The organism is Achromobacter sp. UBA4530, from assembly GCF_002388205.1.
Lineage (GTDB): Bacteria > Pseudomonadota > Gammaproteobacteria > Burkholderiales > Burkholderiaceae_B > Achromobacter > Achromobacter animicus.
On sequence record NZ_DGMA01000043.1, the window covers coordinates 129601 to 151163 of the forward strand.

Below are 21563 nucleotides of genomic sequence, written 5' to 3' on the forward strand. Positions count from 1 at the left end.
TCAGCGGATCAGCCCGCTTCACCGCCACGGCGCGCCTTCATGGCCTGGCCGATCGCGGCCAGCGCATCGTCAGAAATCAGCCGCGCCGCCATCGGCAGCAGCTCGTCCTCTTCGCGCCGGATGTGCGCGTTGTAGGCGTCGGTGAAAGCCTGGACCTGCTGCGCCGGCAATTGCGCCGGCCGACCCGCCGCGATCTCGGACAGCGTCTCGCGCAGGGGTTCCCACAGTCCGGCCAAATGCCGATGATCAGCCATCAGACCGTCAACCAGCGCGTGCAGGCACACCGCGTCGGACCCCGCCATGGAATCGATCAGGGCGGGAAACAGGTCCTCTTCTTCGTCTTCGTGGTGATGGGCGGCGGCCGTGTCGAAATACCGGCGCACACTGGTGGCGGCGGTTTGCGCCGCCGCATCGCTGCCATGCGCGGGCAGATGCGCCGCCAGCCGCGCCAGCGTGGCGCATTGGCGCGCAATGCGTCCGTGACAGGCCGACAGCAGCGCCAGCGGATCGTCAGGGCCCGGCGCCGCGGCCGGCCCACCCGGAAAGCTCACTGCCATCGCCTACCTCCGAAATCGTGTTGCGTTATCCCTGCGTGCCGCGCCACCACAAACGGATGGAGTCCCACGCGCGGCCGGCAATGCCCGCCTCGGCCACCGGCTCCAGCGCGACAACCGGGAAGTGCATGGCGGGCTTGCCGTCCACCGTCACCCGCAGTTCGCCCACCGTCGATTGCGCGGTGATCGGCGCAACCAGCGGCGCCTGCGGCGCCCAGACCGATTCGACCTTCGCGCCGGCGGGCACGGTGACGTACGCGTCCCGCGAGAAGCCGACCTTCATGCTGTCCGCCTCGCCCTTCCAGACCTCCGGCGTCGCGACGGTTTGCCCGCTCGCGTAGAGCTTGATGGTATTGAACCCCTGGAAGCCCCATTCCAGCAACTCGCGGCTTTCCTGCGTGCGCAGCTTGTCGGACGCGGTGCCGACCACCACCGTGATCAGCCGCCGCTGATCGCTGCCATTGGGCCGGCGCGCCGAGGCGATGACGCAATAGCCGGCCGATGCCGTATGTCCGGTCTTCAACCCATCAACGCTGGGATCCAGCCACAGCAGCCGGTTGCGGTTGGGCTGCGTGATCTTGTTGAAGGTGAACTGTTTGGCCGAATCGTAGGTCTTGTAGAGCTGAGGAAAATCGCGGATGAAGCGCGTGGCCAGGATCGAAAGATCGCTCGCGGTGGAATACGTATTCGGATCCGGCAGCCCGTGCGGACTGGCGAAACGCGTAGCGTGCAAGCCCAGACGCGCGGCGGTGTCGTTCATGCGTTCGACAAAGGCTTCGACGCTGCCCGACACGGCCTCGGCCAGCGCGACGGCCGCGTCATTGCCCGATTGGATCATCAACCCGCGCAGCAGGTCGTCCACCGACACCTTGGAGTTGGGCTCCAGGAACATCTTCGAGCTTCCCGCCGGCACCTTCCAGGCTCGCGTCGAGATCGTGACGAGTTGGTTCGCCGTCAGCTCTTTCTTGGTCAACGCCTCGAACACCACATAGGCCGTCATGATCTTGGTCAGGGACGCCGGCTCGATGCGCGTCGTGGCCGCGTGCGACGCAATGACCTGGCCGCTGGTTTCATCCAGCAGCAGCCAGGCCTTGGCCGACAGCGCTGGCGCGGGCATCGATTGCGCCATTGCGCTGGACATACAAGCGGTCGCAACGAGCAGGCTCGCCGCCAACTTCTTCATCAACATATAGCTGCTTCACTTCCATGTTCTGGTTTTCTTCGGGCGCGCGAGATCGCAAGGGAAAGGCCTGATTCCAGGCACTTTCCGCGCCTGCCTGCCGCGCGCGCCGCCCGCAATTGGAACATGCGCCGCCAGATAGGTTCATCCGCATGCCTCGCGACGGCGTCTGACCGCGCGCCTTCACAGCGTTTTCCATCGCGCGCGCGGCCTGCGGCTATCGCCCGCGAAATCGCCGGCGAATGTCACGACATCTTGCGAAACCCCTTGCAGAAAGCACTTTTCTGCGTCGAAAACAACAAACAGTGGCTTAAAACCCGTTGGAAAGCCGCTTTTACCGCCACTCTTCCGCTATCATCGGGCGCGTAGCGTCAAATGCCGATATCCGGCACGCGCTGCTCCATGTCCTCAACATACGGATTTTGACCATGGCCACGAAAGCTAAAGCTCCTGCCAAGAAAGTCACCAAGACCGCCGTCAAGGCGCCCGCAAAGAAGGCAACTGCCGCCAAGCCCGCCGTGAAGCCGGCTGCCAAGAAGGCCGTCGCCGCCAAGAAGGTCGCTGCCGCCCCCAAGGCCATCAAGGCCGCGATGAACAAGACCCAGCTCATCGCCTACATCGTTGAGCAATCGGGCGTCGAAGCCAAGTCGGTCAAGGCCGTCCTGGCCAGCCTGGAAACCTCGGTGCTGGGTTCCGTGGACAAGAAGGGCGCTGGCGAATTCACGCTGCCCGGCCTGTTCAAGGTTGCCGTGCAAAAGGTTCCCGCCAAGGCCAAGCGCTTCGGCAAGGATCCGTTCACGGGCGAAGAGCGCTGGTTCCCCGCCAAGCCGGCTTCGGTCAAGGTGAAGGTTCGCCCGCTCAAGAAGCTGAAGGACGCCGCGCAGTAATTTCATTACGCGCAGTCTCCGGTCAAGCCGGAAAGGCCCGCCTCGCAAGAGGCGGGCCTTTCTTTTTTCGCGCGCGCTTTGCGTTATGCCGCCCCCGCTTTGCGTTGATCCCGAGCCGCTGCTAGAATTTTGTCTTTACGTGAAGATACTTCACATTAAAACAATAACCACTCGCCATGAATGACCTCGTCGATCTCGTGATTTCGCAGTGGGCCAAAGAGTGCCCGTCGCAAGACTTCTCCGCCATGTCGGTCGTTGCGCGTCTCTTTCGCTTAAATGCCTTCGCGGCCCGCAACGTCAACCGCACCTTTCGCCAATACAACCTGCACCAGGGCGAATTCGACGTGCTCGCCACGCTCTACCGCACCGGCGCCCCCCACGCCATGAATCCGCAAAAGCTCGTGGAAGCCCTGTTGCTCACGTCCGGCGCCATGACCAATCGCCTGGACAGACTGGAACAGGCCGGGCTGCTCGTGCGCAGCCCCAATCCCGAGGACCGGCGCGGCGTCATCGTGTCGCTCACCGCCGAAGGTCTGCGCGTCATCAAGGTCGTGCTCAAGGACTATCTGGCCGATCTGAATGAATTTCTCGAACCGCTGTCGGCGGCCGAGCGCCGCCAATTGGCCGGTCTGCTGAAGAAACTGCTGCTCAAGCAGGACCAGGACACGCCCGGCAGCGTCGGTGCGTAACCCGTAGCGACCGCTTCATCTTCAATACCATTTGCGCTTCAGATCAGTGACTTCCCCCGAACAAACCACCCCGACCCTCACCGCCCCCATCATCCTCCTGATGTCGGTGGCGACCGGCCTGGCCGTCGCCAGCAACTATTACGCGCAGCCCCTCTTGCACACCATCGGCCAGCAGTTCGCGATTTCGAACGCCACGGCCGGCACGATCGTCACCACCGCGCAGCTCAGCTACGCCGTGGGGCTAATGCTGCTGGTGCCGCTGGGCGACATGTTCGAGCGCCGTTCGCTGATCGTGCTGATGAACCTGCTGTCGGCGGGCGGCCTGCTGATTTCCGCCTTCTCCACCAGCATCTCGATGCTCATCATCGGCACCGCGCTGACCGGCATGCTGTCCGTCGTCGCCCAGATCCTCGTGCCGTTCGCGGCCACGCTGGCGGCGCCCCACGAGCGCGGCAAGGCCGTGGGCACGGTCATGAGCGGGCTGCTGCTGGGCATCCTGCTGGCCCGCACCGCGGCGGGCGCGCTGGCCGACGTGGGCAGCTGGCGCACGGTGTATTGGCTCGCCGCCATCCTGATGCTGTGCATGTCCGCCGTCCTGTGGCGCGTATTGCCTCGCTACCAGAGCCCCACGGCAATGAGCTATCCGCAGCTGCTGGGCTCCATCCTGCGCATGTTCGTCGAGGAGCCCCTGTTCCGCGCCCGGTCCCTCATCGGCGGGCTGCTGTTCGCCGCCTTCAGCATGCTGTGGACGCCGCTGACCTTCCTTCTGGCGGGCCCGCCCTATGAATACAGCAACACCACCATCGGCCTGTTTGGCTTGGCGGGCGCCGCCGGGGCCTACGCTGCCAACCGCTTCGGACGCCTCGCCGACCGCGGTCTGGGCAATCTCGCCACCCGAGTGGGTCTGCTGCTTCTGCTGGGTTCCTGGGGACTGATGGCCTTCGGGCAGGTGTCGGTGCTTGCTCTGCTGGCCGGCATCCTGGTGCAGGATCTGGCGATCCAGGGCGTACACGTCACCAACACCAGCTCCATCTACCGCCTGCGGCCCGAGGCGCGCAGCCGCCTGACCGCCGGTTACGTCACCTGCTACTTCATCGGCGGCGCGTCGGGTTCGCTGGTTTCGTCCTGGCTGTACGCCCATTTCGGCTGGTCCGCGGTGGTGATCGCGGGCGCCGTCCTGGCGGCCCTCACGCTGGCTTATGGCGCGCTTGCGCCCAGTGCGCGCATCCCCGAAATGCCCTCGCCCCCTGCCAGCGCCTAGCACCTCCTATAATCAGGGGTTTTGACCGCCACCGCGCCCCGGCGCGATGGGGCGGCTCACCCCTTTATCGCCACCGCGCACGAGCCCATGCAGGAACGCTACCTCCCCACTACCGTCGAAGCGGCCGCCCAACAAGACTGGCAGGCCCGCGACGTCTATCTGGTCCACGAACACGCCAAGAACCCCGACGGCTCCGAAAAGCCCAAGTTCTACGCCTGCTCCATGCTGCCCTATCCCAGCGGCAAGCTGCACATGGGCCACGTGCGCAACTACACCATCAATGACATGATGGCCCGCCAACTGCGCATGCGCGGCTACAACGTGCTCATGCCCATGGGCTGGGACGCCTTCGGCATGCCGGCGGAAAACGCCGCCATCAAGTCCAAGGTGCCGCCCGCCAAGTGGACTTACGACAACATCGCCTACATGAAGAAGCAGATGAAGGCGATGGGTCTGGCGATCGACTGGACGCGCGAAATGTGCGCCTGCGATCCGCAGTACTACAAGTGGAACCAGTGGCTGTTCCTGAAGATGCTCGAAAAGGGCGTGGCCTACCGCAAGACCCAGGTCGTCAACTGGGATCCGGTCGACCAGACCGTGCTGGCCAACGAACAGGTCATCGACGGCCGCGGCTGGCGTTCGGGCGCCCTCGTTGAAAAGCGCGAGATCCCCGGTTACTACCTGCGCATCACCGATTACGCCGACGAACTGCTCGGCGCCGTTCAGAACGACCTGCCCGGCTGGCCCGAGCGCGTGCGCCTGATGCAGGAAAACTGGATCGGCAAGTCCGAAGGCCTGCGCTTTGCCTTCCCGCACCAGATCGCCGGCCAGGACGGCCAGTTGATCCAGGACGGCAAGCTGTACGTCTTCACCACCCGCGCCGACACGATCATGGGCGTGACGTTCTGCGCCGTGGCGCCCGAACACCCGCTGGCCTCGCACGCGGCGGCCAACAATGCGCCGCTGGCCGCGTTCATCGAACAATGCAAGCTTGGCGGCACCACCGAGGCCGAAATGGCCACGCGTGAAAAAGAAGGCATGCCCACGGGCCTGTTCGTCACGCACCCCATCACGGGCGCGCAGATCGAAGTCTGGGTCGGCAACTACGTGCTCATGACCTACGGCGACGGCGCCGTCATGGGCGTGCCGTCGCACGACGAGCGCGACTTCGCCTTCGCCAAGAAATACAACCTGCCCATCGTGCAGGTCGTAGACGTGGCCGGCAAGGACTATTCCACCGACGCCTGGCAGGAATGGTACGGCGACAAGCAATCGGGCCGCACCATCAATTCCGGCAAGTACGACGGCCTGTCCTACAAGGAAGCCGTGGACGCCATCGCGGCCGACCTCGGCGAAAAGGGCCTGGGCGAAAAGCAGACCACGTGGCGCCTGCGCGACTGGGGCATTTCGCGCCAGCGCTACTGGGGCACCCCGATCCCGATCATCCACTGCGAAGACTGCGGCCCGGTGCCGGTCCCGGAAAAGGACCTGCCCGTGGTCCTGCCCGACGACCTCATCCCCGATGGCAGCGGCAATCCGCTGGCCAAGAACGAGGCCTTCCTGTCCTGCGCCTGCCCCAAGTGCGGCAAGCCCGCGCGCCGCGAAACGGACACCATGGACACGTTCGTGGACTCGTCCTGGTACTTCATGCGCTACACCTCGCCCGGCAACGACAACGCCATGGTCGACCAGCGCAATGACTACTGGATGCCGATGGACCAGTACATCGGCGGCATCGAGCACGCCGTGCTGCACCTGCTGTATGCGCGCTTCTGGACCAAGGTCATGCGCGACATGGGCCTGCTCAACTTCGACGAACCCTTCACCAAGCTGCTGTGCCAGGGCATGGTGCTGAACCACATCTACTCGCGCAAGACGCCCCAGGGCGGCATCGAGTATTTCTGGCCTGAAGACGTCGACAACGTCTACGACGATCGCGGCGCCATCGTCGGCGCCAAGCTGAAGTCGGACGGCTCGGCCATCAACTACGGCGGCGTGGGCACGATGTCCAAGTCCAAGAACAACGGCGTCGATCCGCAATCCCTGATCGACACGCTGGGCGCCGACACGGCCCGCCTGTTCGTCATGTTCGCCAGCCCGCCCGAGCAGACCCTCGAATGGTCCGACTCCGGCGTCGAAGGTTCCAACCGCTTCCTGCGCCGCCTCTGGTCCATCAGCTACGGCCATCGCGAAGCCATCGCCCGTGGCCTGGCCCAAGGTACGGACTGGACGCAGGCGCCCGCCGCCGTCAAGGATCTGCGCCGCGAGGTCTACGGATTGCTCAAGCAGGCCGACTACGACTACCAGCGCATCCAGTACAACACCGTCGTGTCCGCCTGCATGAAGATGCTGAACGCCATCGACGACGCCAAGCTGCCGGAAGGCGCCGAGGCCGACGCAGCTTATGCCGAAACCGTCGGCGTCCTGCTGCGCGTGCTGTACCCGGTCGTGCCGCACGTCACCTGGCACCTGTGGCAGGATCTGGGCTACGCCAAGGAACTCGGCGACCTGCTCGATGCGCCGTGGCCGCACGTGGACGAAGCCGCCCTCGTCGCCGACGAGATCGAACTGATGCTCCAGGTCAACGGCAAGCTGCGCGGTTCCATCCGCGTGGCCGCCAAGGCCCCCAAGGAAGACATCGAAAAACTGGCCGCCAGCCAGGAAGAGGTCGCCCGATTCCTGGAAGGCCGTCCGCCCAAGCGTGTCATCGTGGTTCCGGGCAAACTGGTCAACGTCGTAGGCTGATGAGGTCAAGCATGTACTTCGCCGGGCAACAATCGCAACTCTCCCGCCAATCCTGGCTGCTGCGCGGCGCCTGCCTGGCGCTGTTCATGCTGCTCACCGCCTGCGGTTTCGCGCTGCGCGGCGTGACCCCGATGCCGTTCGAACGCCTGTACGTAGGCATCCCCGATACCACCCAGTTCGGCGCGGACGTGCGCCGCGCGCTGCGCGCGGCCTCGCCCGACACCAAGCTGGTCGACACGCCCAAGGAAGCGCAGGCGATCCTCCAGCAGGTCAATGACTCGCGCACGCTGCGCGAGGTCTCGCTCAACGCTCAGGGCCGTGTGGAATCCTACGAACTCGGCATCAACTACACGTTCCGCCTGATCGACGCCCAGGGCCGCGCGCTGGTCCCGGACACGACGCTGTCCATCTACCGGGAAATGCCGTACGACGATCAGGTCGTGCAGGCCAAGCAGGGCCAGATCGACACCCTGTTCAAGGCCATGCAACGCGATCTGGTCTCGCGCGTGCTGCGCCGCATCACCGCGCCTGACGTGCACAAGGCATTCGAAGCCGCGCAGGAAGGCGACGACGAAAACACGCCGCTGTTCAACCCGAACGAACCGCAGCGGCCGCGCGTGCCCACTCCCTGGCAGACGCCGTCCGTCACCGACCCGACCAACGTCCGCTAGCCCATGGCACAGCCTCTGGACGCGGATCGGCTGGCCGAACACCTGCAGCGGCCCGGCAATCGGCTGGCGCCGCTGTACACGGTCTCCGGCGACGAACCGCTGCTGGTGACCGAAGCCGTCGACGCGTTGCGCGCTGCCGCGCGCAACGCCGGCTACACCGAGCGCCTGTCCATGGTGATGGACGCGCGAAGCGACTGGAGCGCGGTCCTTGCCGCCACCCAGAGCGTGTCGCTGTTCGGCGACCGCCGCATCCTTGAAATCAAGATCCCCACCGGCAAGCCGGGCAAATCCGGCGCCGACACCCTGACCAAGCTGGCCGAACAGGCCGAAAAGCAGCCCGAGGCCGATACGCTCGTCTTGATCGCCTTACCGCGCCTGGACAAGGCCACCCGCGAAAGCCGCTGGATGCAAGCGCTGGTGCGCGCCGGCATGGCCGTCGACATCGCCAACATCGAACGCAGCCGCCTGCCCGCCTGGGTCGGCATGCGCTTGGCGCGTCAGAACCAGCGCGCCGACAGCGCCACCCTGCAATGGATGGCGGACAGGGTCGAAGGCAATCTGCTGGCCGCCCACCAGGAAATCCAGAAGCTCGGCCTGCTCTACCCCGAGGGCCAGCTCGCCCCCGAGGACGTGGAGCGCGCCGTGCTGAACGTCGCCCGCTACGACGTCTTCGGCCTGCGCGACGCCATGCTGGCCGGCGACATCGGACGCACCATCCGCATGATCGACGGCTTGCGCGCCGAAGGCGAAGCCCTGCCGCTGGTGCTGTGGGCGGTCGGCGAAGAAATCCGCCTGCTTGCCCGTATTGCCGAGGCGCGCGCGTTGGGACAGGACGCCAACGGCCTCATGCGCCGCCTGCGCATCTTCGGCGCCCACGAACGCTTGGCGCTGCAGGCGCTGAACCGGGTCCAGCCCGGCGTCTGGCCCGCCGCCGTGCAGCACGCCCACGAAGTCGACCGCCTCATCAAGGGCCTCTCGGTGCCCGGCCGCCTCTCGGATCCCTGGGAAGAAATGACCCGGCTGGCCCTGCGCGTGGCCGCCGCCGGCGGACGACCGTGAAGGCGGCCTCGCCGCCGCCTTCGCCTCGTCCCCCTTGCGCTCCCACACCCGGTCCCCAGACCGGATCTCGCCCGGCCCGACAGCCGGATATACACTGAATCTCCAGGCGGCGCCCGCGCCGCCCCATCACATGATCGACGCCGCCATGTCCTCGTCCTCCATCGAACAAGCCATGCTCACCCTGGGCGAAAACGCCCGCCGCGCCTCGCGCGCCATGATGCGCGCCGACAGCGCCGCCAAAAACCAGGCGCTGATCGCCATGGCCGACGCCCTGGCCGCCAGCCACGACGAACTGAAAGCCGCCAACGAGAAAGACGTGGCCGCTGCCCGCGCCAATGGGCTGGAACCCGCGCTGCTGGACCGCCTGACGCTGTCGGACAAGACGCTGGCGCACATGGCAGAAGGCCTGCGCCAGATCGCCGCGCTGCCCGATCCGATCGGCAGCATCACCGCCACCACCGTCCGGCCAAATGGCATGCGCGTCGCCCAGATGCGCGTGCCATTAGGCGTGATCGGCATCATTTACGAATCGCGCCCCAACGTCACCATCGACGCCGCGGCCCTGTGCCTGAAGTCCGGCAATGCCGCCATCCTGCGCGGCGGCAGCGAGGCCCTGCACTCCAACGTGGCGCTCGGCCGCATCGTGCAAGCGGGCCTGGCCGCCGCCGGCCTGCCGCAGGATGCGGTGCAGGTCGTCGCCACCGCCGACCGCGCGGCGGTGGGCGCGCTCATCACCATGACCGAACACATCGACGTGATCGTGCCGCGCGGCGGCAAGGGCCTCATCGCCCGCCTGTCCCAAGAGGCGCGCGTGCCGCTCATCAAACACCTGGACGGCAACTGCCATATCTACATCGACGCCGCGGCGGATCCGGACAAGGCCCACGCCATCGCCCTGAACGCCAAGACCTACCGCTACGGCATCTGCGGCGCCATGGAGACGCTGCTGATCGACGCGGTGGCCGCCGTGTCCATCCTGCCCAGCCTGGCCGCCGCCTTCACCGAACACGGCGTGGAACTGCGGGGCTGCCCGCGCACACTGGCGCTGCTGCCTCACGCCACGCCCGCCACCGAAGAAGACTGGGCCACCGAATACCTGGCGCCCATCCTGGCCGTGCGCATCGTCGACACGCTGGACGACGCCATCGAACACATCGCACGCTACGGCTCGGGCCACACCGACGCGATCGTCACGCAAGACCTGTCGGCGGCGCAGCGCTTTCAGCGCGAGGTCGACTCCAGCTCGGTCTACGTCAATCTTCCGACCTGCTTTGCGGACGGCTTCGAGTACGGCCTGGGCGCCGAGATCGGCATCTCCACGAACCGTCTGCATGCGCGCGGCCCCGTGGGCCTGGAAGGCCTGACCACGCTCAAGTGGGTGCTGAACGGCGAAGGCCAGACCCGCGGCTGACAGCCCGGGCGCGCCCGCGCTCGTACTGACGCGGCCCTGAACACGGGGCCGCGCCAAGCCCTCTACAATAGGGCCAGCTTTTTTGCCTGAATTTGTCCATCCCACGCGGCCCGGCCGCGCATCGTTGAGATCCCCATGCATTCACCCGTCATGGCCATGGCCTTCAGCCTTTTCGTGCTCTGTTTCATCACCTGCACGATCAGCGGCATCGTGCTGTTCTTCGTCAAGACCAAGCAGGTCAATGCGGCGCTCAAGCACCCGTACCTGCAGCACCGGCCGTTCAAGCAGTTTCCGCTGGCGATCCAGGCCGCGATCATGCTGGATTACTTCTTCCGCCTGATGTTTCCGGGCACGCGCTTCTGGCTGATCGGCAACGCCAACGACCTGCTGTCCCACGTCGAACCCAAGAAGATCCCGCTCGCCCTGAAATGGCCGATCGTCGGTTTCTGGGGCTCGTGCTGGCTGGGTCTGATTGCCATGATCGTGTTGTGGATCATGCTGTTCCTAGGAGTCTGAACGCATGCAGATCAAGTTTGAAGACTATCCCGGCAGCGTCGATGCGGCGCGCTTCCTGATTGCCGCGCGCCAGTCGGGCATCGCCGGCCCGCGCCTGCCCGCCGAATGCCGCCCGCAGTCCTTGGGCCAGGCATTTGCGGTGCAGCAGCGCACGGCCGAACTGCTGCGCGAGACTCGCCAAGACAGCATCGCCGCCTGGAAAAGCGCGCTGCCGTCTCCGGAAAAAACCGTCGTGGCGCCCATCTACGCATCAGGCACGGCGGACGCCGCGGCCGGCCCCATCGCCGCCGGCAGCGACATCGTGCGCATTGAGCCCGAGATCGCATTTGAGCTTGCCCGCGACCTGCCGCCGCGCGACACGCCGTACACCGACGCCGAGATCGACGCCGCGGTGGGCGGCGCCCGCCTGGCGCTGGAAGTCCTGGGCTGTCGCTACGCGTCCCCGGAACACGCCAGCCTGCCCGAACTGCTGGCGGACCACATGTTCAATCAGGGACTGGTGCTTGGCCCCCGCATCTCGTCGCCCGATTCGGCGCCGGGCTGCATGACCATCACGCTCAAGGTCGACGGCGTCGAAGTCGAGCAGCACGCCGGCATCCACCCCAACGATCGTCCCAAAGCCGGACTTTATTGGCTGGCCAATTTCCTGCGAGAGCAAGGTCTGGGTCTGACGGCCGGCCAGCAAGTCATCACCGGATCGTACGCGGGCTTCCTGGACGTCCCCGCGAATAAGGACGTCGAACTGACGTACGGCGATCTGGGCGTGCTGAAGGTGCGCTTCGGCGGTTGAACACGCACGCCGGTGGATGAAGATGCGGTCAGGCGGCGCCCGCCGCCCGTGCCGCTATTGGCCCGTGCCGCTGTTGGCCCGTGACGCTGTTGGCCCGTGACGCTGTTGGCCCGTGACGCTGTTATCGAAGCGCCGGCTCCGCGATGCTTACCGCCTCGCCCCCCGCCTCGATGATTTCACCGGCTGCCAGGCACAGGTCCTCGCGGAAGCGCCCCGCCACCACCTGCACACCCACCGGACTGGGCCCCGCGCTGCCCATGGCCACGGACAGTCCGGGCAGGCCCATGAACGGGAGCCCAATTTGGGTCATCTGCGCGCGCCAGACCCGCGCGTAGGCCGCGTCGCCCTGCAGGTCGAGGTTGTCGGGGAACGGCAATTCGGCCGACACCGGCAGCAATAGCACCGGATACTCGGCAAAAAACACCTCCCACAGGCGCGTGAGCGTCGCACGGCGCGTCAACACCGCCGAAAAGCTTGTCAGATCGGCGCTTGCCGCCTTGTCGCGCTGCCCGGCCAGCGCCACCAACGCGCCTCGGTCGCCCTCTTTTTCCGCTGCCGCCACCATGGCGTCATAGCCGTCGGCCATCCACATGCGGATCTGCAGGTCGGCGGCCTCCTGCATCGGGGGTATCGCTTCCAGCGTATCGACCGTCCAGCCTGCTTCGCTCAGCCGCCGCGCCGCTTCCTGCAATGCCTTCACGATGGCCGGATCGGTGTCCATGCCGTCGGGGTTCAAACACAGCGCGGCGCGCTTCGGCACTTCCGGGCCGGTCAGCGGCGCGGGCACCCACCACGGATCACGCGGATCCGGCGCGGCCAGCGCGGCCAGCCCCAACCGGATATCGGCAATGGTGCGCCCCAACGGACCCGACACCGCCGTGATCTGACCGCCAATCGACCGCTCCGGCAGCGCCGCGTTATACGCCGCCACCCGGCCCAGCGACGGACGCAGGCCATGCACGCCGCACGCATACGCCGGATAACGGATCGAACCAGCGATGTCCGTGCCATGCGCCAGATGCCCGATGCCGGCCGCCACCGCAGACGCGGCGCCGCCCGACGAGCCGCCCGGCGTCAACGCCGGATTACGGGAATTGCGCGTATCGCCATGCAGCGCGTTGCCGGTAAACCAGCGCAGCGAAAACGCCGGCGTATTGGTCCTGCCCACGATCACCGCACCGGCGCGCCGCAAGTTGTCGACGACGGGACTGTTCCGTTCGGCGATCAGGTCCTTCTGCAGACGCACGCCGTTAGTCGTGGCAAAGCCTGCCTGATCCACGTTGACCTTCACGGTGACGGGCACACCCGCCAGCAGGCCGGGATCTTCCCCGCGCGCGAGCGCCGCGTCCACCTCTGCGGCCTGCGCCAGCACGTCCTCAGGCCGGTGATCTACCACCGCGTTGATCGCGGGATTGACGGCATCGAGCCGTTGCAGCGCGCTTTGCGCAGCCTGCACGGCGGACACCTCACGCTTGCGGACAAGGGTGGCAAGCTCAACTGCGGACAAACGCCAAAGATCGGACACGCGCGACTCCTGAAAATGTGGATTTTTCTGCGGGCCAGCAAACCTTAGCGCCAGTCTCGCCACTCCACAACCCTCGGCTTGCCGCTAATTGCTCTCTTCGAAGACGTCGACAATCGCGTCCGCCACCGCCCGCACGCGCGCGGTGCGGTTCAGGTCGCCATGCATCACCAGCCACAGGTCATAGGCCTCGCTGCGGGCTGGCCAGATCCGCACCAGTTCGGGATGGTCCGGCGCCATATGGGTCGGCAACTCGCCGATGCCCAGTCCCGCCACCACCGCGTCGATGATCATCAGCCCGGAATTCACCTCGACGCCGATGCGGCCGTTGCGGGTGGGCTCGCCGCATAGCGAGTCCGACCAGCCGGGCAGCACGGCCTGCTGATACGCGATCAAGGTGTGCCCCGCGAACGCGGTGCCGGGCTTGGGTTCACCATGCGCGGCCAGGTACGACCGCGACGCGTACAACCCCACCTCCTTGCGCGCCAGATGGCGATGGATCAGGTCGGGGTTGTCGGGCTTGATGTTGCGGATGGCCAGATCGGCCTCGCGGCGCGTCAGATTGCTGATCTGAATGCCGGTGGACAGCACCACGCGGATATCCGGGTGCTCGGCATGGACCCGCTTGATGGCTTCCATGATGAAGTAGCGAGCCACCGTTTCCGAAGTCGCTATCCGGACAACGCCGGACAGTCGGTGATCCAGCCCCTGCATCTGGCGTTGAAGCTGGTCAGCCGCCTGCTCCATGCGCTCGGCGGCGGCAAAGGCCAGCTCGCCCGCCGCTGTCGGCACGTATCCGCCCGGCGTGCGCAGGAAAAGTCGCGCGTCCAACGACGCTTCCAATGCCGCCAAACGCCGGCCGGCAGTGGCCTGGTCGATCTGCAGAACCGCCGCAGCGCCGCGCAGCGTTCCCACGCGGTGGATCGCCAGAAATATCCGTGCGTTATCCCAATCCATTTCAAGCCTTTGATGCAATTCTGCATGACTATAAAGCAGTAATTCGGCTTTTTTGCATCAAAGGATCCGCCTAAGCTTTGCCCTCTCCGCGCGTTGCGCCATCAGAAAGAAACTTGCCATGTCCTCCGCCTGCCGCCCCTTCATTTCAATGGACGTGCCGCCCGCTTCCTCCACGGGATGGGTGCCCTTGGTCACCCTGGCCGTCGGCTTCGTCATGGCCATGCTCGACGTGACGGTGGTCAATGTCGCAATCCCCAGCATCGCGCTCCAGTTCACCGTGCCGCTCACGGACCTCGTCTGGATCGTCGACGGCTACACCCTGACCTTCGCCGCGTTGCTTCTGGTTGCCGGCGCGCTGGCCGACCGCTATGGCGCCAAGACGCTCTACCTGACCGGGCTGGGCGTGTTCACCGCCGCGTCCCTGCTTTGCGGGCTGGCGCCGAACGCCGACATGCTGATCGCGGCGCGGATGCTGCAGGGCGTTGGCGCGGCGCTCTTCATGCCCAGCTCGCTCAGCCTGCTCACGCACGCCTATGCCGACGAAAACGTGCGCAACCGCATGCTGGCCGCATGGTCAGCCATTGTGGCCGTCGCTGGCGCATCCGGACCGTTGCTTGGCGGCGCGCTGATCCACCAGTTCGGCTGGCGCAGCATCTTCCTCATCAACATCCCGCTGGGTCTGGCCGGCCTGTGGCTCGCCCGACGCCGCATCGCAACCGCGCCGCGGCGTCCCCGCGCGCTCAATCCCTTGAGCCACCTGCTCGGCGTCGTCGCGCTGTCTTCCTTGTGCTTCGTCCTGATCCAGGGCAACGCGTATGGCTGGGCCTCCCCGTCGATCGCTGCCACGGCGCTGCTGAGCCTCGCTGCGTCGGCGCTGCTCGTGCACCGCGAACGCCGGCACGCCCAGCCCATCATCCCGCGTGCGCTCTTCGCCACCCGTCAATTCGCCGCCGCCAACGGCGTGGGCTTTCTCATCAACCTCGCCTCATATGGCCAGTTGTTCCTGCTGAGCCTGTTCCTGCAACACGCGCGCGGCGCCGATGCGTTGCAGACGGGCATCGAACTCGTGCCGATGCTGGCGGTCTTCTCCATCGGCAATCTCATCTCGGGCCGCGTGTCGTCGCGGTGGAGCGTGTCGGCCTCGCTGCTGGGCGGCGTCTCGCTCGCGGCGGTGATGAGCGCCATCGGCATCGCCACCTTTACACCCGGCGTCGCCTACTGGCCCTTCGCCGTTGTCGTCGCCCTGGCCAACCTGGGCGTCGGCATCGCCGTGCCTGCGATGACCAGCATCGTCATGCAGGTCTCCGGCAGCCAGCACGCCAACAGCGCGGCCGCAGCTCTTAATGCCAATCGCCAATCCGGCGCGTTGGTCGGCGTTGCAGTCATGGGCACCATCCTGCATCTCTTGCCGGACTGGCATGCCAGCCTGCCCGCGGCCTACAGCGTGATCACGGTCAGCTACGTCATCACCGTCGTGCTGTCCGTGCGCTTCCTGCGCCGCGCCCGCAACGCCTGAGCGCGCAGCGGTATGTTGCTTTAGCCGCCCGCCATAATCGCGACGCCGCGCCCAGCGTAGAACCTGTCGAAATCAGACAGCGGCAGCTCCACGTCCGCTTGCGAACCCGGCTCGCCCGACGGGTTGTGAAACCTCACAGACGTGGGCGTGGCGCGCGTCACCAGCACCAGATGTCCGCCTTTTTTCGGTGGCTCCCTGTCGGGCCATCGAATCCAGGGGTGGACCGACGCCATGAAGAAATTCGACTGCGCCATCAGACCCGGCAGGTCCGACGCGGGCAGATCGACGCACACCTGCGCATGCAAACCGAAAACGTCGGCGACATATCGCACGAACGGCGCATAGATCAGGCCCTTGATGTTTCCGTCCGCTTCCTCCACGTAGGCGCCATACGGCAAGCTGCCGCGGGCGAGCGCCAAGGTTGGATGAACGCGCCCGGTCCGCGCCGCCAGCACCATCTTCAAACATGCCATCCCGCAGACATGGCTGGCCCAGCGCACATACTCGTGCAGATCCCGTGCGCCGGAATCGCGCCATGCGGGGTCGTGCGCCAGATCCAGCTCCTTGCGAATGATCTCGCCCGCCCGATGCGCGGACTCCCATTGGCAGAAATACGGAACGGTTTCGCGCGCGGGCGTCGGACTCATGCAAGGCTCCCGAGAGGTCGGAAAACCCTTATGTTGCCGCCGCACTGCCCGCGTGGCAACGGCCCTTGCTTTGCTTCACAATGCACCAAACCCAACAAAGGAGACCTGCATGTCCAGCATTGCGCCGTCTAGTTCTGCTTCGTCCGGTTCTGCTTCGTCCGGTTCTGCTTCGTCCGGTTCTGCTTCGTCCGGTCCTGCTTCGTCCAGCTCTGCCTCGCCCGGTCCTGTTTCGTCCAGTTCCGTTCCGCCCAGTTCTATTTCTTCCAGCCCCGGCCCCATCCGCCGCGTCGCCATCGTCGGCGCCGGCACCATCGGCGCCAGTTGGGCTGCCCTGTTCCTCGCGCACGGGCTGGAAGTCGTCGTCAGCGATCCCGGCCCGCATGCACAGGCCCAGACCCTTGCCCGCGTGCACGCGGCATGGCCGGTCCTGGCCGAGCTCGGCCACGTGCGCCCCGGCGCCACCGCCGACGCGTTGCGCTTCGACCCCGACCTGCAAACCGCCCTGGCTGGCGTCGACTTCGTCCAGGAAAACGCGCCCGAGCGCGAAGATTTCAAAACCGACCTCTTCGCCCGCATCGACGCCATCCTGCCCCCGCACGTCATCGTCGCTTCCAGTTCGTCCGGCCTCATCATGAGCCGCCTGCAATCGCGCTGCCGCCATCCCCAGCGTTTCGTGATCGGCCACCCCTTCAATCCTCCCCACCTCATCCCGCTGGTCGAAGTCGTCGGCGGCGATCAGACTTCGGCCGACACCATGGACCGCGCCATCGACTTCTACCGCAGCATGGGCAAACACCCCATCCGGCTGAACAAGGAAGTCCCGGGCCACATCGCCAACCGCCTGCAAGCCGCCCTATGGCGGGAGGCCATCCACCTGGCCGCCGAAAACGTCGCCAGCGTCGCGGACATCGACGCCGCCGTCTCCCAAGGCCCCGGCCTGCGCTGGGCCCTTTTCGGCCCCCACATGACGTTCAACCTGGGCGGCGGCGAAGGCGGCCTCGCCCACTTCATGCACCACTTGCTAGGACCCGTGCAGACCTGGTGGGATGACCTCGGCACCCCCGAGGTCACGCCAGCACTGCAACAACGCCTCATAGAAGGCGTCAACGCCGAGGCCGGCCACCAAAGCATCGCAGACCTCGTCGAAGCCCGCGACGCGCAACTCACTGCGTTGATCAAAGTGTTGCGCCGGTGAGACCCCCGGGAAAGGGACGCCGGGGCGTTCAGTTCGGCGGCGCTAACATCGTGGGAGTCGACATCGAACGTCGGCAGCCAAAGCCAATCCAAGCGCCGCGTGGCGGGGCGACCGAGGGTGCACCGCGGTTTATGTATGAAGCCGATATTGGAAAATCTTGCTCAAACGTCATGCGCAATGGGCTGGCGCGCCTTTGCGCCGGCATGCTTTTCCACCGGCACGCTTTTCCACCGGCACGCTTTTCCACCGGCACGCTTTTCCACCGGCACGCTTTTCCACCGGCACGCTTTTCCAACGGCAAGCTTTTCCACCGGCGACGCTATTGGCAACGCCTCTCCACCGGCGACGCTTTGCGCAGGTCCGAAACTTGCTCCGCTTTTAAGTGCCTGATCGTGAGAAGGGTGCCCCGTCGTGAGACAGGAACCTGCTCTCGGCAAGAAATGCGTTCTCTATCCGACCGTCTTCGTCACCAACGAAGGAGTTTTCTCGAATGATTTCCGTAATTCACGACACCGACCGTTCCCGCTTCACCGCCACCGTCGACGGCGTAATCTGCGTCCTGGACTATCAGCTCGAAAACGGCGCCATGGCCATCACGCACACGGGCGTGCCCAGTGCGGTCGGCGGCCGCGGCATCGCCGCCGAACTGACCCGCCAGGCACTGCTCACCGCGCGCGAAAACGGCTGGAAGGTCCGCCCCTACTGCTCCTACGCCGACGCCTACATCCGCCGACATCCCGAATACACTGACCTGTTGGCGTAATCCTCTCTCGCAAGACAACTCACTTCAACTCCCCGCCGTGCCGAAGCAACCAAGTCACACCAAAGCGCCTTGCCCCTGCGGCAGTCCTCGTTCCTACGCCGACTGCTGCGGCCGCTGGCACGACGGCCCGCAATCGCTTCAAGCCCCCACTGCCGAAGCCCTCATGCGCTCGCGATACAGCGCCTTCGTGCTGGACAAGCTGCCCTACCTGCTGGCCACTTGGCATCCCACCACGCGCCCCGCGTCACTCGAGTCCAATTCGCCCGGTTTGAAATGGCTTGGCCTGCAGATCAAGGCCGCAGCCGACCAGGACGCCGAACACGCCACCGTCGAATTCGTAGCCAGAAGCCGCCTGGACGGCCGCGCCAGCCGCATGCACGAGACCAGCCGCTTCGTGCGCGAGAACGGACAATGGTTCTACCTCGACGGCGACGTGCGCTGATCCCAGCGCAGCCAATTGCCAGCGTTAAGGCGCGTACGGTGCCAAGTCCCCGTCAATGGCCTGCTTCAGCGCATCCAGCAGATCGATGCCGACGGCGCCAAGCCCGCGCGCGTCGCCCACGATCGCCAGCTCGGTCGGCGGCACATCGGCAAATCCGTCTGCAGCGGCCAATTCAACGTGCGTCTCCAGCCGCGCCGAGGTCGGCAACAGACTGATCCCCAACCCCGCCGCGACCGCTGCCTGCACGCCGGCCAGACTATGGCTGTGGTACGCGATATGCCACGGCTGCCCGGCGCTTTCCAGCGCATAGATCATCCGCTTGCGATAGACACATCCCTGCGGAAATAGGACCAACGGCACCACCGCTGCCTTCTCATTGCGCTGTCGACCGCCCACCCACACCAGGCGTTCCGGCCATGCCGCAAGGCAAGGACCATCGCCAGGCTCCCGCTTGACCAGCGCCAGCTCCAGCTCGCCGGACGCCAGCCCTGCGCGAAGATCCGTGCTCATGCCGCTAAGCGTTTCCAACCGCACCTGCGCGTGGCGCGCGGCAAATTCCGCCAGCAGCACCGTCAACCGCGACACATCGAAGTCCTCCGGCACACCCAGCCGTATCACCCGCGCGGTCCGCGGCGCTGACAACACATGCTCCGCCTCCCCTGCGATCGCCAGCAAGCGTCGCGCATAGGCCAACATCAGCTCGCCGTCCTCGGTTGCCGACACATTGCCGCCCGCGCGGTCCCGAAGCAGCAACGTCTTGCCCACGCTCTGCTCAAGCTTGCGCACCTGCTGACTGACGGTCGATTGCGTGCGATGCACCCGGCCGGCGGCGCGGGTGAAACTGCCTTCGTCCACGACGCAGACCAGCGTCTTCAATAGTTCGAGATCAAGCATCCGGTTCAACCCATAGTGGACATCGCCCGCCTTGGCCTTCAAGCAGGACAAGCTTATTTATCAATCAACTGAGTGTGAGTTTTTTATTAATTTTACAACTGCACCACCAGGATCTTACGCTCTGGATTCCACCATCGCCGAAGGAACCGACATGCCCCTCAATCACACTCGACCCCAATGGCTCACTTTTGACTGCTACGGCACGCTCATTCAATGGGACGAAGGCCTGCAGGCCGCAGTGGAAAAGATCCTCGAGGCCCACCCCGGGTCGACGCCGCGGCCCTCCGCTGCGCAGTTCCTGCATGAATACGACGAGCACGAGCACCGCCTCGAGCGCACCCCGCCCTACCGCAACTTCGCTGACGTAACCCGCGAATCATTGCGGCTCACCATGGCGCATTTTGGCCTTCCGTACCGACCCGAAGACGCAACGATGCTCACGAGCAGCATCTCCCGCATGCCACCGTTTCCCGAAGTCGTCGACACGCTCGGCAAGCTCAAGCAAGCCGGCTTCCGCCTTTGCATCATTTCCAACACGGACGACGACATCATCGCTGGCAACGTCGCACAACTGGGCGGCCATATCGACCGCGTCATCACGGCCGAGCAGGCCCACGCGTACAAGCCGTCACGCGCCATCTTCGCTCACGCCCATCAAGCGCTGGGGGTCACCCCAGCAGACGTCGTGCACATCTGCGCCAGCCCACACCTGGACCTCGTCGCGGCCCGCGACATCGGCTTCCGATGCGTCTGGATCGACCGCGGCACCGGCCGCAAGCCCTTGCCTGACTACCGCCCTGAAGCTACCGTAGCAACTCTGGATCGTGTGCCTGACCTGTTCCGCGACGCCGGCTGGCTCTGATCCCCATCCCATCTCTTATTGAAGGTTGCCATGAACCAGGAACCCGGTTTCGCCGACGCTCTCTTCCATGCCGATCCCGTAACCGCGTTGCGCACGGACCTGGCGCTGGCACTCCGTGCAGCGGCAGCTCACGGCTTGGGCGAAGGCGTCTGCAACCACTTCAGCGTCGCATTGCCCGGCGACCCCGATCATTTCCTTCTCAACCCTCGAGGCCTGATGTGGAACGAGGTCCAGGCGGAAGACATCGTGCTCGTCGACGCGTATGGCAACAAACTCGCCGGCCGGCACGAGGTTGAACCGACAGCCATGTTCATCCACGCTGCGATCCATCGCATCGCGGGCAAGGCCTGTGTGCTGCACACCCACATGCCCTACGCCACCGCGCTCACCCTTACTTCCGATCGCGGCCTGGACACCACCCTGTCCCAAAACGCCATGCGCTTCCATGGCCGGCTTGCCATCGACGCGGAATACAACGGACTCGCGTTGGACGTGACCGAAGGCGAACGGATCGCCCACGCCATGCAGGGCGCCGACATCGTCTTTTTGGGCAATCATGGCGTCGTTGTCTGCGGGGAACGACTCGATTACGCGTACGACGACCTCTTCTTCCTCGAACGCGCCTGTACCGCGCAGGTCCTCGCGCAATCCACCGGGCGTCCACTCGAACCTGTCAACGCGGAAATCGCAGCGAAGGTCGCCGCACAGATTCAAAGTGAACGCCTGCAGTCCGAGCTGTTCTTCGAAGCCCTGCGCCGCCAGCTGCCCTAACCTCGAAAACATCGTACCCAAACAAAAACCCCTCGCGGCGCCAGCCGCGAGGGGTTTATTAATTAAAGCGATATACCAAGGATGTTTTGAGGCCAGCAGCGCATAGCCGCGCCCCGCGCCGACGTATTAGCGCCCCGCGCCCGACCTGCTTCTGTTGTCAGGCATAGGTACCGCTCGACACGCGCCGGCCATGTAGCTGGGCACTCATTTCCGACGCCACAAAGACAAAAC

22 protein-coding genes are annotated in these 21563 nt (G+C 65.6%); 16 read left to right on the forward strand and 6 right to left on the reverse strand.

What is annotated here, in order from left to right; all coding sequences use genetic code 11:
* Positions 1-8: 8 nt before the first annotated feature.
* Both B2W22_RS25310 and B2W22_RS25315 read right to left on the reverse strand, forming a co-directional pair.
* Entirely contained in the window at positions 9-557 is a 549-nt protein-coding gene (locus B2W22_RS25310; protein WP_286940030.1) for a hemerythrin domain-containing protein, read from the reverse strand.
* 25 nt (positions 558-582) lie between these two features.
* The gene (locus B2W22_RS25315; protein ID WP_286940031.1) at positions 583-1743 is read right to left on the reverse strand and encodes a D-alanyl-D-alanine carboxypeptidase family protein; all 1161 of its coding nucleotides are present in this window, start codon (positions 1741-1743) and stop codon (positions 583-585) included.
* Between the two features lie 419 nt (positions 1744-2162).
* Between B2W22_RS25315 and B2W22_RS25320 the strand changes: the two genes are divergently transcribed.
* The 9 genes from B2W22_RS25320 (at position 2163) to B2W22_RS25360 (ending at position 11763) form a co-directional block, all read left to right on the forward strand.
* Positions 2163-2621: an HU family DNA-binding protein gene (locus tag B2W22_RS25320; RefSeq protein WP_063954526.1), complete on the forward strand. Its 459-nt coding sequence runs from the start codon at positions 2163-2165 to the stop codon at positions 2619-2621.
* Positions 2622-2797: 176 nt separating this feature from the next.
* Positions 2798-3310: a MarR family winged helix-turn-helix transcriptional regulator gene (locus B2W22_RS25325; RefSeq protein ID WP_175125202.1), complete on the forward strand. Its 513-nt coding sequence runs from the start codon at positions 2798-2800 to the stop codon at positions 3308-3310.
* Between the two features lie 100 nt (positions 3311-3410).
* Positions 3411-4571: an MFS transporter gene (locus B2W22_RS25330; protein WP_175139376.1), complete on the forward strand. Its 1161-nt coding sequence runs from the start codon at positions 3411-3413 to the stop codon at positions 4569-4571.
* Positions 4572-4658: 87 nt separating this feature from the next.
* Positions 4659-7316, forward strand: coding sequence for a leucine--tRNA ligase (gene leuS / locus B2W22_RS25335; RefSeq protein WP_175139362.1), 2658 nt, complete (start codon positions 4659-4661; stop codon positions 7314-7316).
* Positions 7317-7327: 11 nt separating this feature from the next.
* Positions 7328-7987: an LPS assembly lipoprotein LptE gene (gene lptE / locus B2W22_RS25340; RefSeq protein ID WP_175125200.1), complete on the forward strand. Its 660-nt coding sequence runs from the start codon at positions 7328-7330 to the stop codon at positions 7985-7987.
* 3 nt (positions 7988-7990) lie between these two features.
* Positions 7991-9046, forward strand: a complete 1056-nt coding sequence (gene holA / locus B2W22_RS25345; protein ID WP_286940033.1) for a DNA polymerase III subunit delta — start codon at positions 7991-7993, stop codon at positions 9044-9046.
* A 130-nt stretch (positions 9047-9176) separates the two neighbouring features.
* A complete protein-coding gene (locus tag B2W22_RS25350) occupies positions 9177-10457 on the forward strand; it encodes a glutamate-5-semialdehyde dehydrogenase (RefSeq protein WP_414632025.1) in 1281 nt (426 codons plus the stop codon).
* 135 nt (positions 10458-10592) lie between these two features.
* Positions 10593-10973: a hypothetical protein gene (locus B2W22_RS25355; protein ID WP_175185805.1), complete on the forward strand. Its 381-nt coding sequence runs from the start codon at positions 10593-10595 to the stop codon at positions 10971-10973.
* 4 nt (positions 10974-10977) lie between these two features.
* Positions 10978-11763 (forward strand): 2-keto-4-pentenoate hydratase, encoded by a 786-nt coding sequence (locus B2W22_RS25360; protein ID WP_286940035.1) that lies wholly within the window; start codon positions 10978-10980, stop codon positions 11761-11763.
* Positions 11764-11884: 121 nt separating this feature from the next.
* Here B2W22_RS25360 and B2W22_RS25365 read toward each other — a convergent pair whose 3' ends face one another.
* Together B2W22_RS25365 and B2W22_RS25370 are read right to left on the reverse strand one after the other, a co-directional pair.
* Complete coding sequence (locus tag B2W22_RS25365; RefSeq protein ID WP_286940036.1) at positions 11885-13288, reverse strand: amidase family protein; 1404 nt, start codon at positions 13286-13288, stop codon at positions 11885-11887.
* Between the two features lie 84 nt (positions 13289-13372).
* Positions 13373-14242 carry a LysR family transcriptional regulator gene (locus tag B2W22_RS25370; protein ID WP_175125194.1) on the reverse strand — a complete coding sequence of 290 codons (870 nt, stop codon included), beginning with the start codon at positions 14240-14242 and terminating at the stop codon, positions 13373-13375.
* A 118-nt stretch (positions 14243-14360) separates the two neighbouring features.
* Here B2W22_RS25370 and B2W22_RS25375 point away from each other — a divergent pair, with 118 nt between their 5' ends.
* Complete coding sequence (locus tag B2W22_RS25375; RefSeq protein ID WP_286940037.1) at positions 14361-15758, forward strand: MFS transporter; 1398 nt, start codon at positions 14361-14363, stop codon at positions 15756-15758.
* 20 nt (positions 15759-15778) lie between these two features.
* Here B2W22_RS25375 and B2W22_RS25380 read toward each other — a convergent pair whose 3' ends face one another.
* The gene (locus tag B2W22_RS25380; RefSeq protein ID WP_286940038.1) at positions 15779-16405 is read right to left on the reverse strand and encodes a hypothetical protein; all 627 of its coding nucleotides are present in this window, start codon (positions 16403-16405) and stop codon (positions 15779-15781) included.
* A 109-nt stretch (positions 16406-16514) separates the two neighbouring features.
* Between B2W22_RS25380 and B2W22_RS25385 the strand changes: the two genes are divergently transcribed.
* The 4 genes from B2W22_RS25385 (at position 16515) to B2W22_RS25400 (ending at position 18805) form a co-directional block, all read left to right on the forward strand.
* A complete protein-coding gene (locus tag B2W22_RS25385; RefSeq protein ID WP_286940039.1) occupies positions 16515-17600 on the forward strand; it encodes a 3-hydroxyacyl-CoA dehydrogenase NAD-binding domain-containing protein in 1086 nt (361 codons plus the stop codon).
* Positions 17601-17735: 135 nt separating this feature from the next.
* Entirely contained in the window at positions 17736-17990 is a 255-nt protein-coding gene (locus B2W22_RS25390) for a hypothetical protein (RefSeq protein ID WP_286940040.1), read from the forward strand.
* Between the two features lie 100 nt (positions 17991-18090).
* Positions 18091-18363 (forward strand): GNAT family N-acetyltransferase, encoded by a 273-nt coding sequence (locus B2W22_RS25395; protein ID WP_175125190.1) that lies wholly within the window; start codon positions 18091-18093, stop codon positions 18361-18363.
* Between the two features lie 37 nt (positions 18364-18400).
* Complete coding sequence (locus tag B2W22_RS25400; RefSeq protein WP_175125189.1) at positions 18401-18805, forward strand: YchJ family protein; 405 nt, start codon at positions 18401-18403, stop codon at positions 18803-18805.
* Positions 18806-18829: 24 nt separating this feature from the next.
* On the opposite strand, the gene B2W22_RS25405 is transcribed toward B2W22_RS25400, so the two are convergent.
* Positions 18830-19699, reverse strand: coding sequence for a LysR substrate-binding domain-containing protein (locus B2W22_RS25405; protein ID WP_286940042.1), 870 nt, complete (start codon positions 19697-19699; stop codon positions 18830-18832).
* Between the two features lie 151 nt (positions 19700-19850).
* Here B2W22_RS25405 and B2W22_RS25410 point away from each other — a divergent pair, with 151 nt between their 5' ends.
* Positions 19851-20561: a haloacid dehalogenase type II gene (locus B2W22_RS25410; RefSeq protein ID WP_175185826.1), complete on the forward strand. Its 711-nt coding sequence runs from the start codon at positions 19851-19853 to the stop codon at positions 20559-20561.
* A gap of 30 nt (positions 20562-20591) precedes the next feature.
* Positions 20592-21332, forward strand: a complete 741-nt coding sequence (locus tag B2W22_RS25415) for an aldolase (protein WP_175125186.1) — start codon at positions 20592-20594, stop codon at positions 21330-21332.
* Positions 21333-21563: the final 231 nt, after the last annotated feature.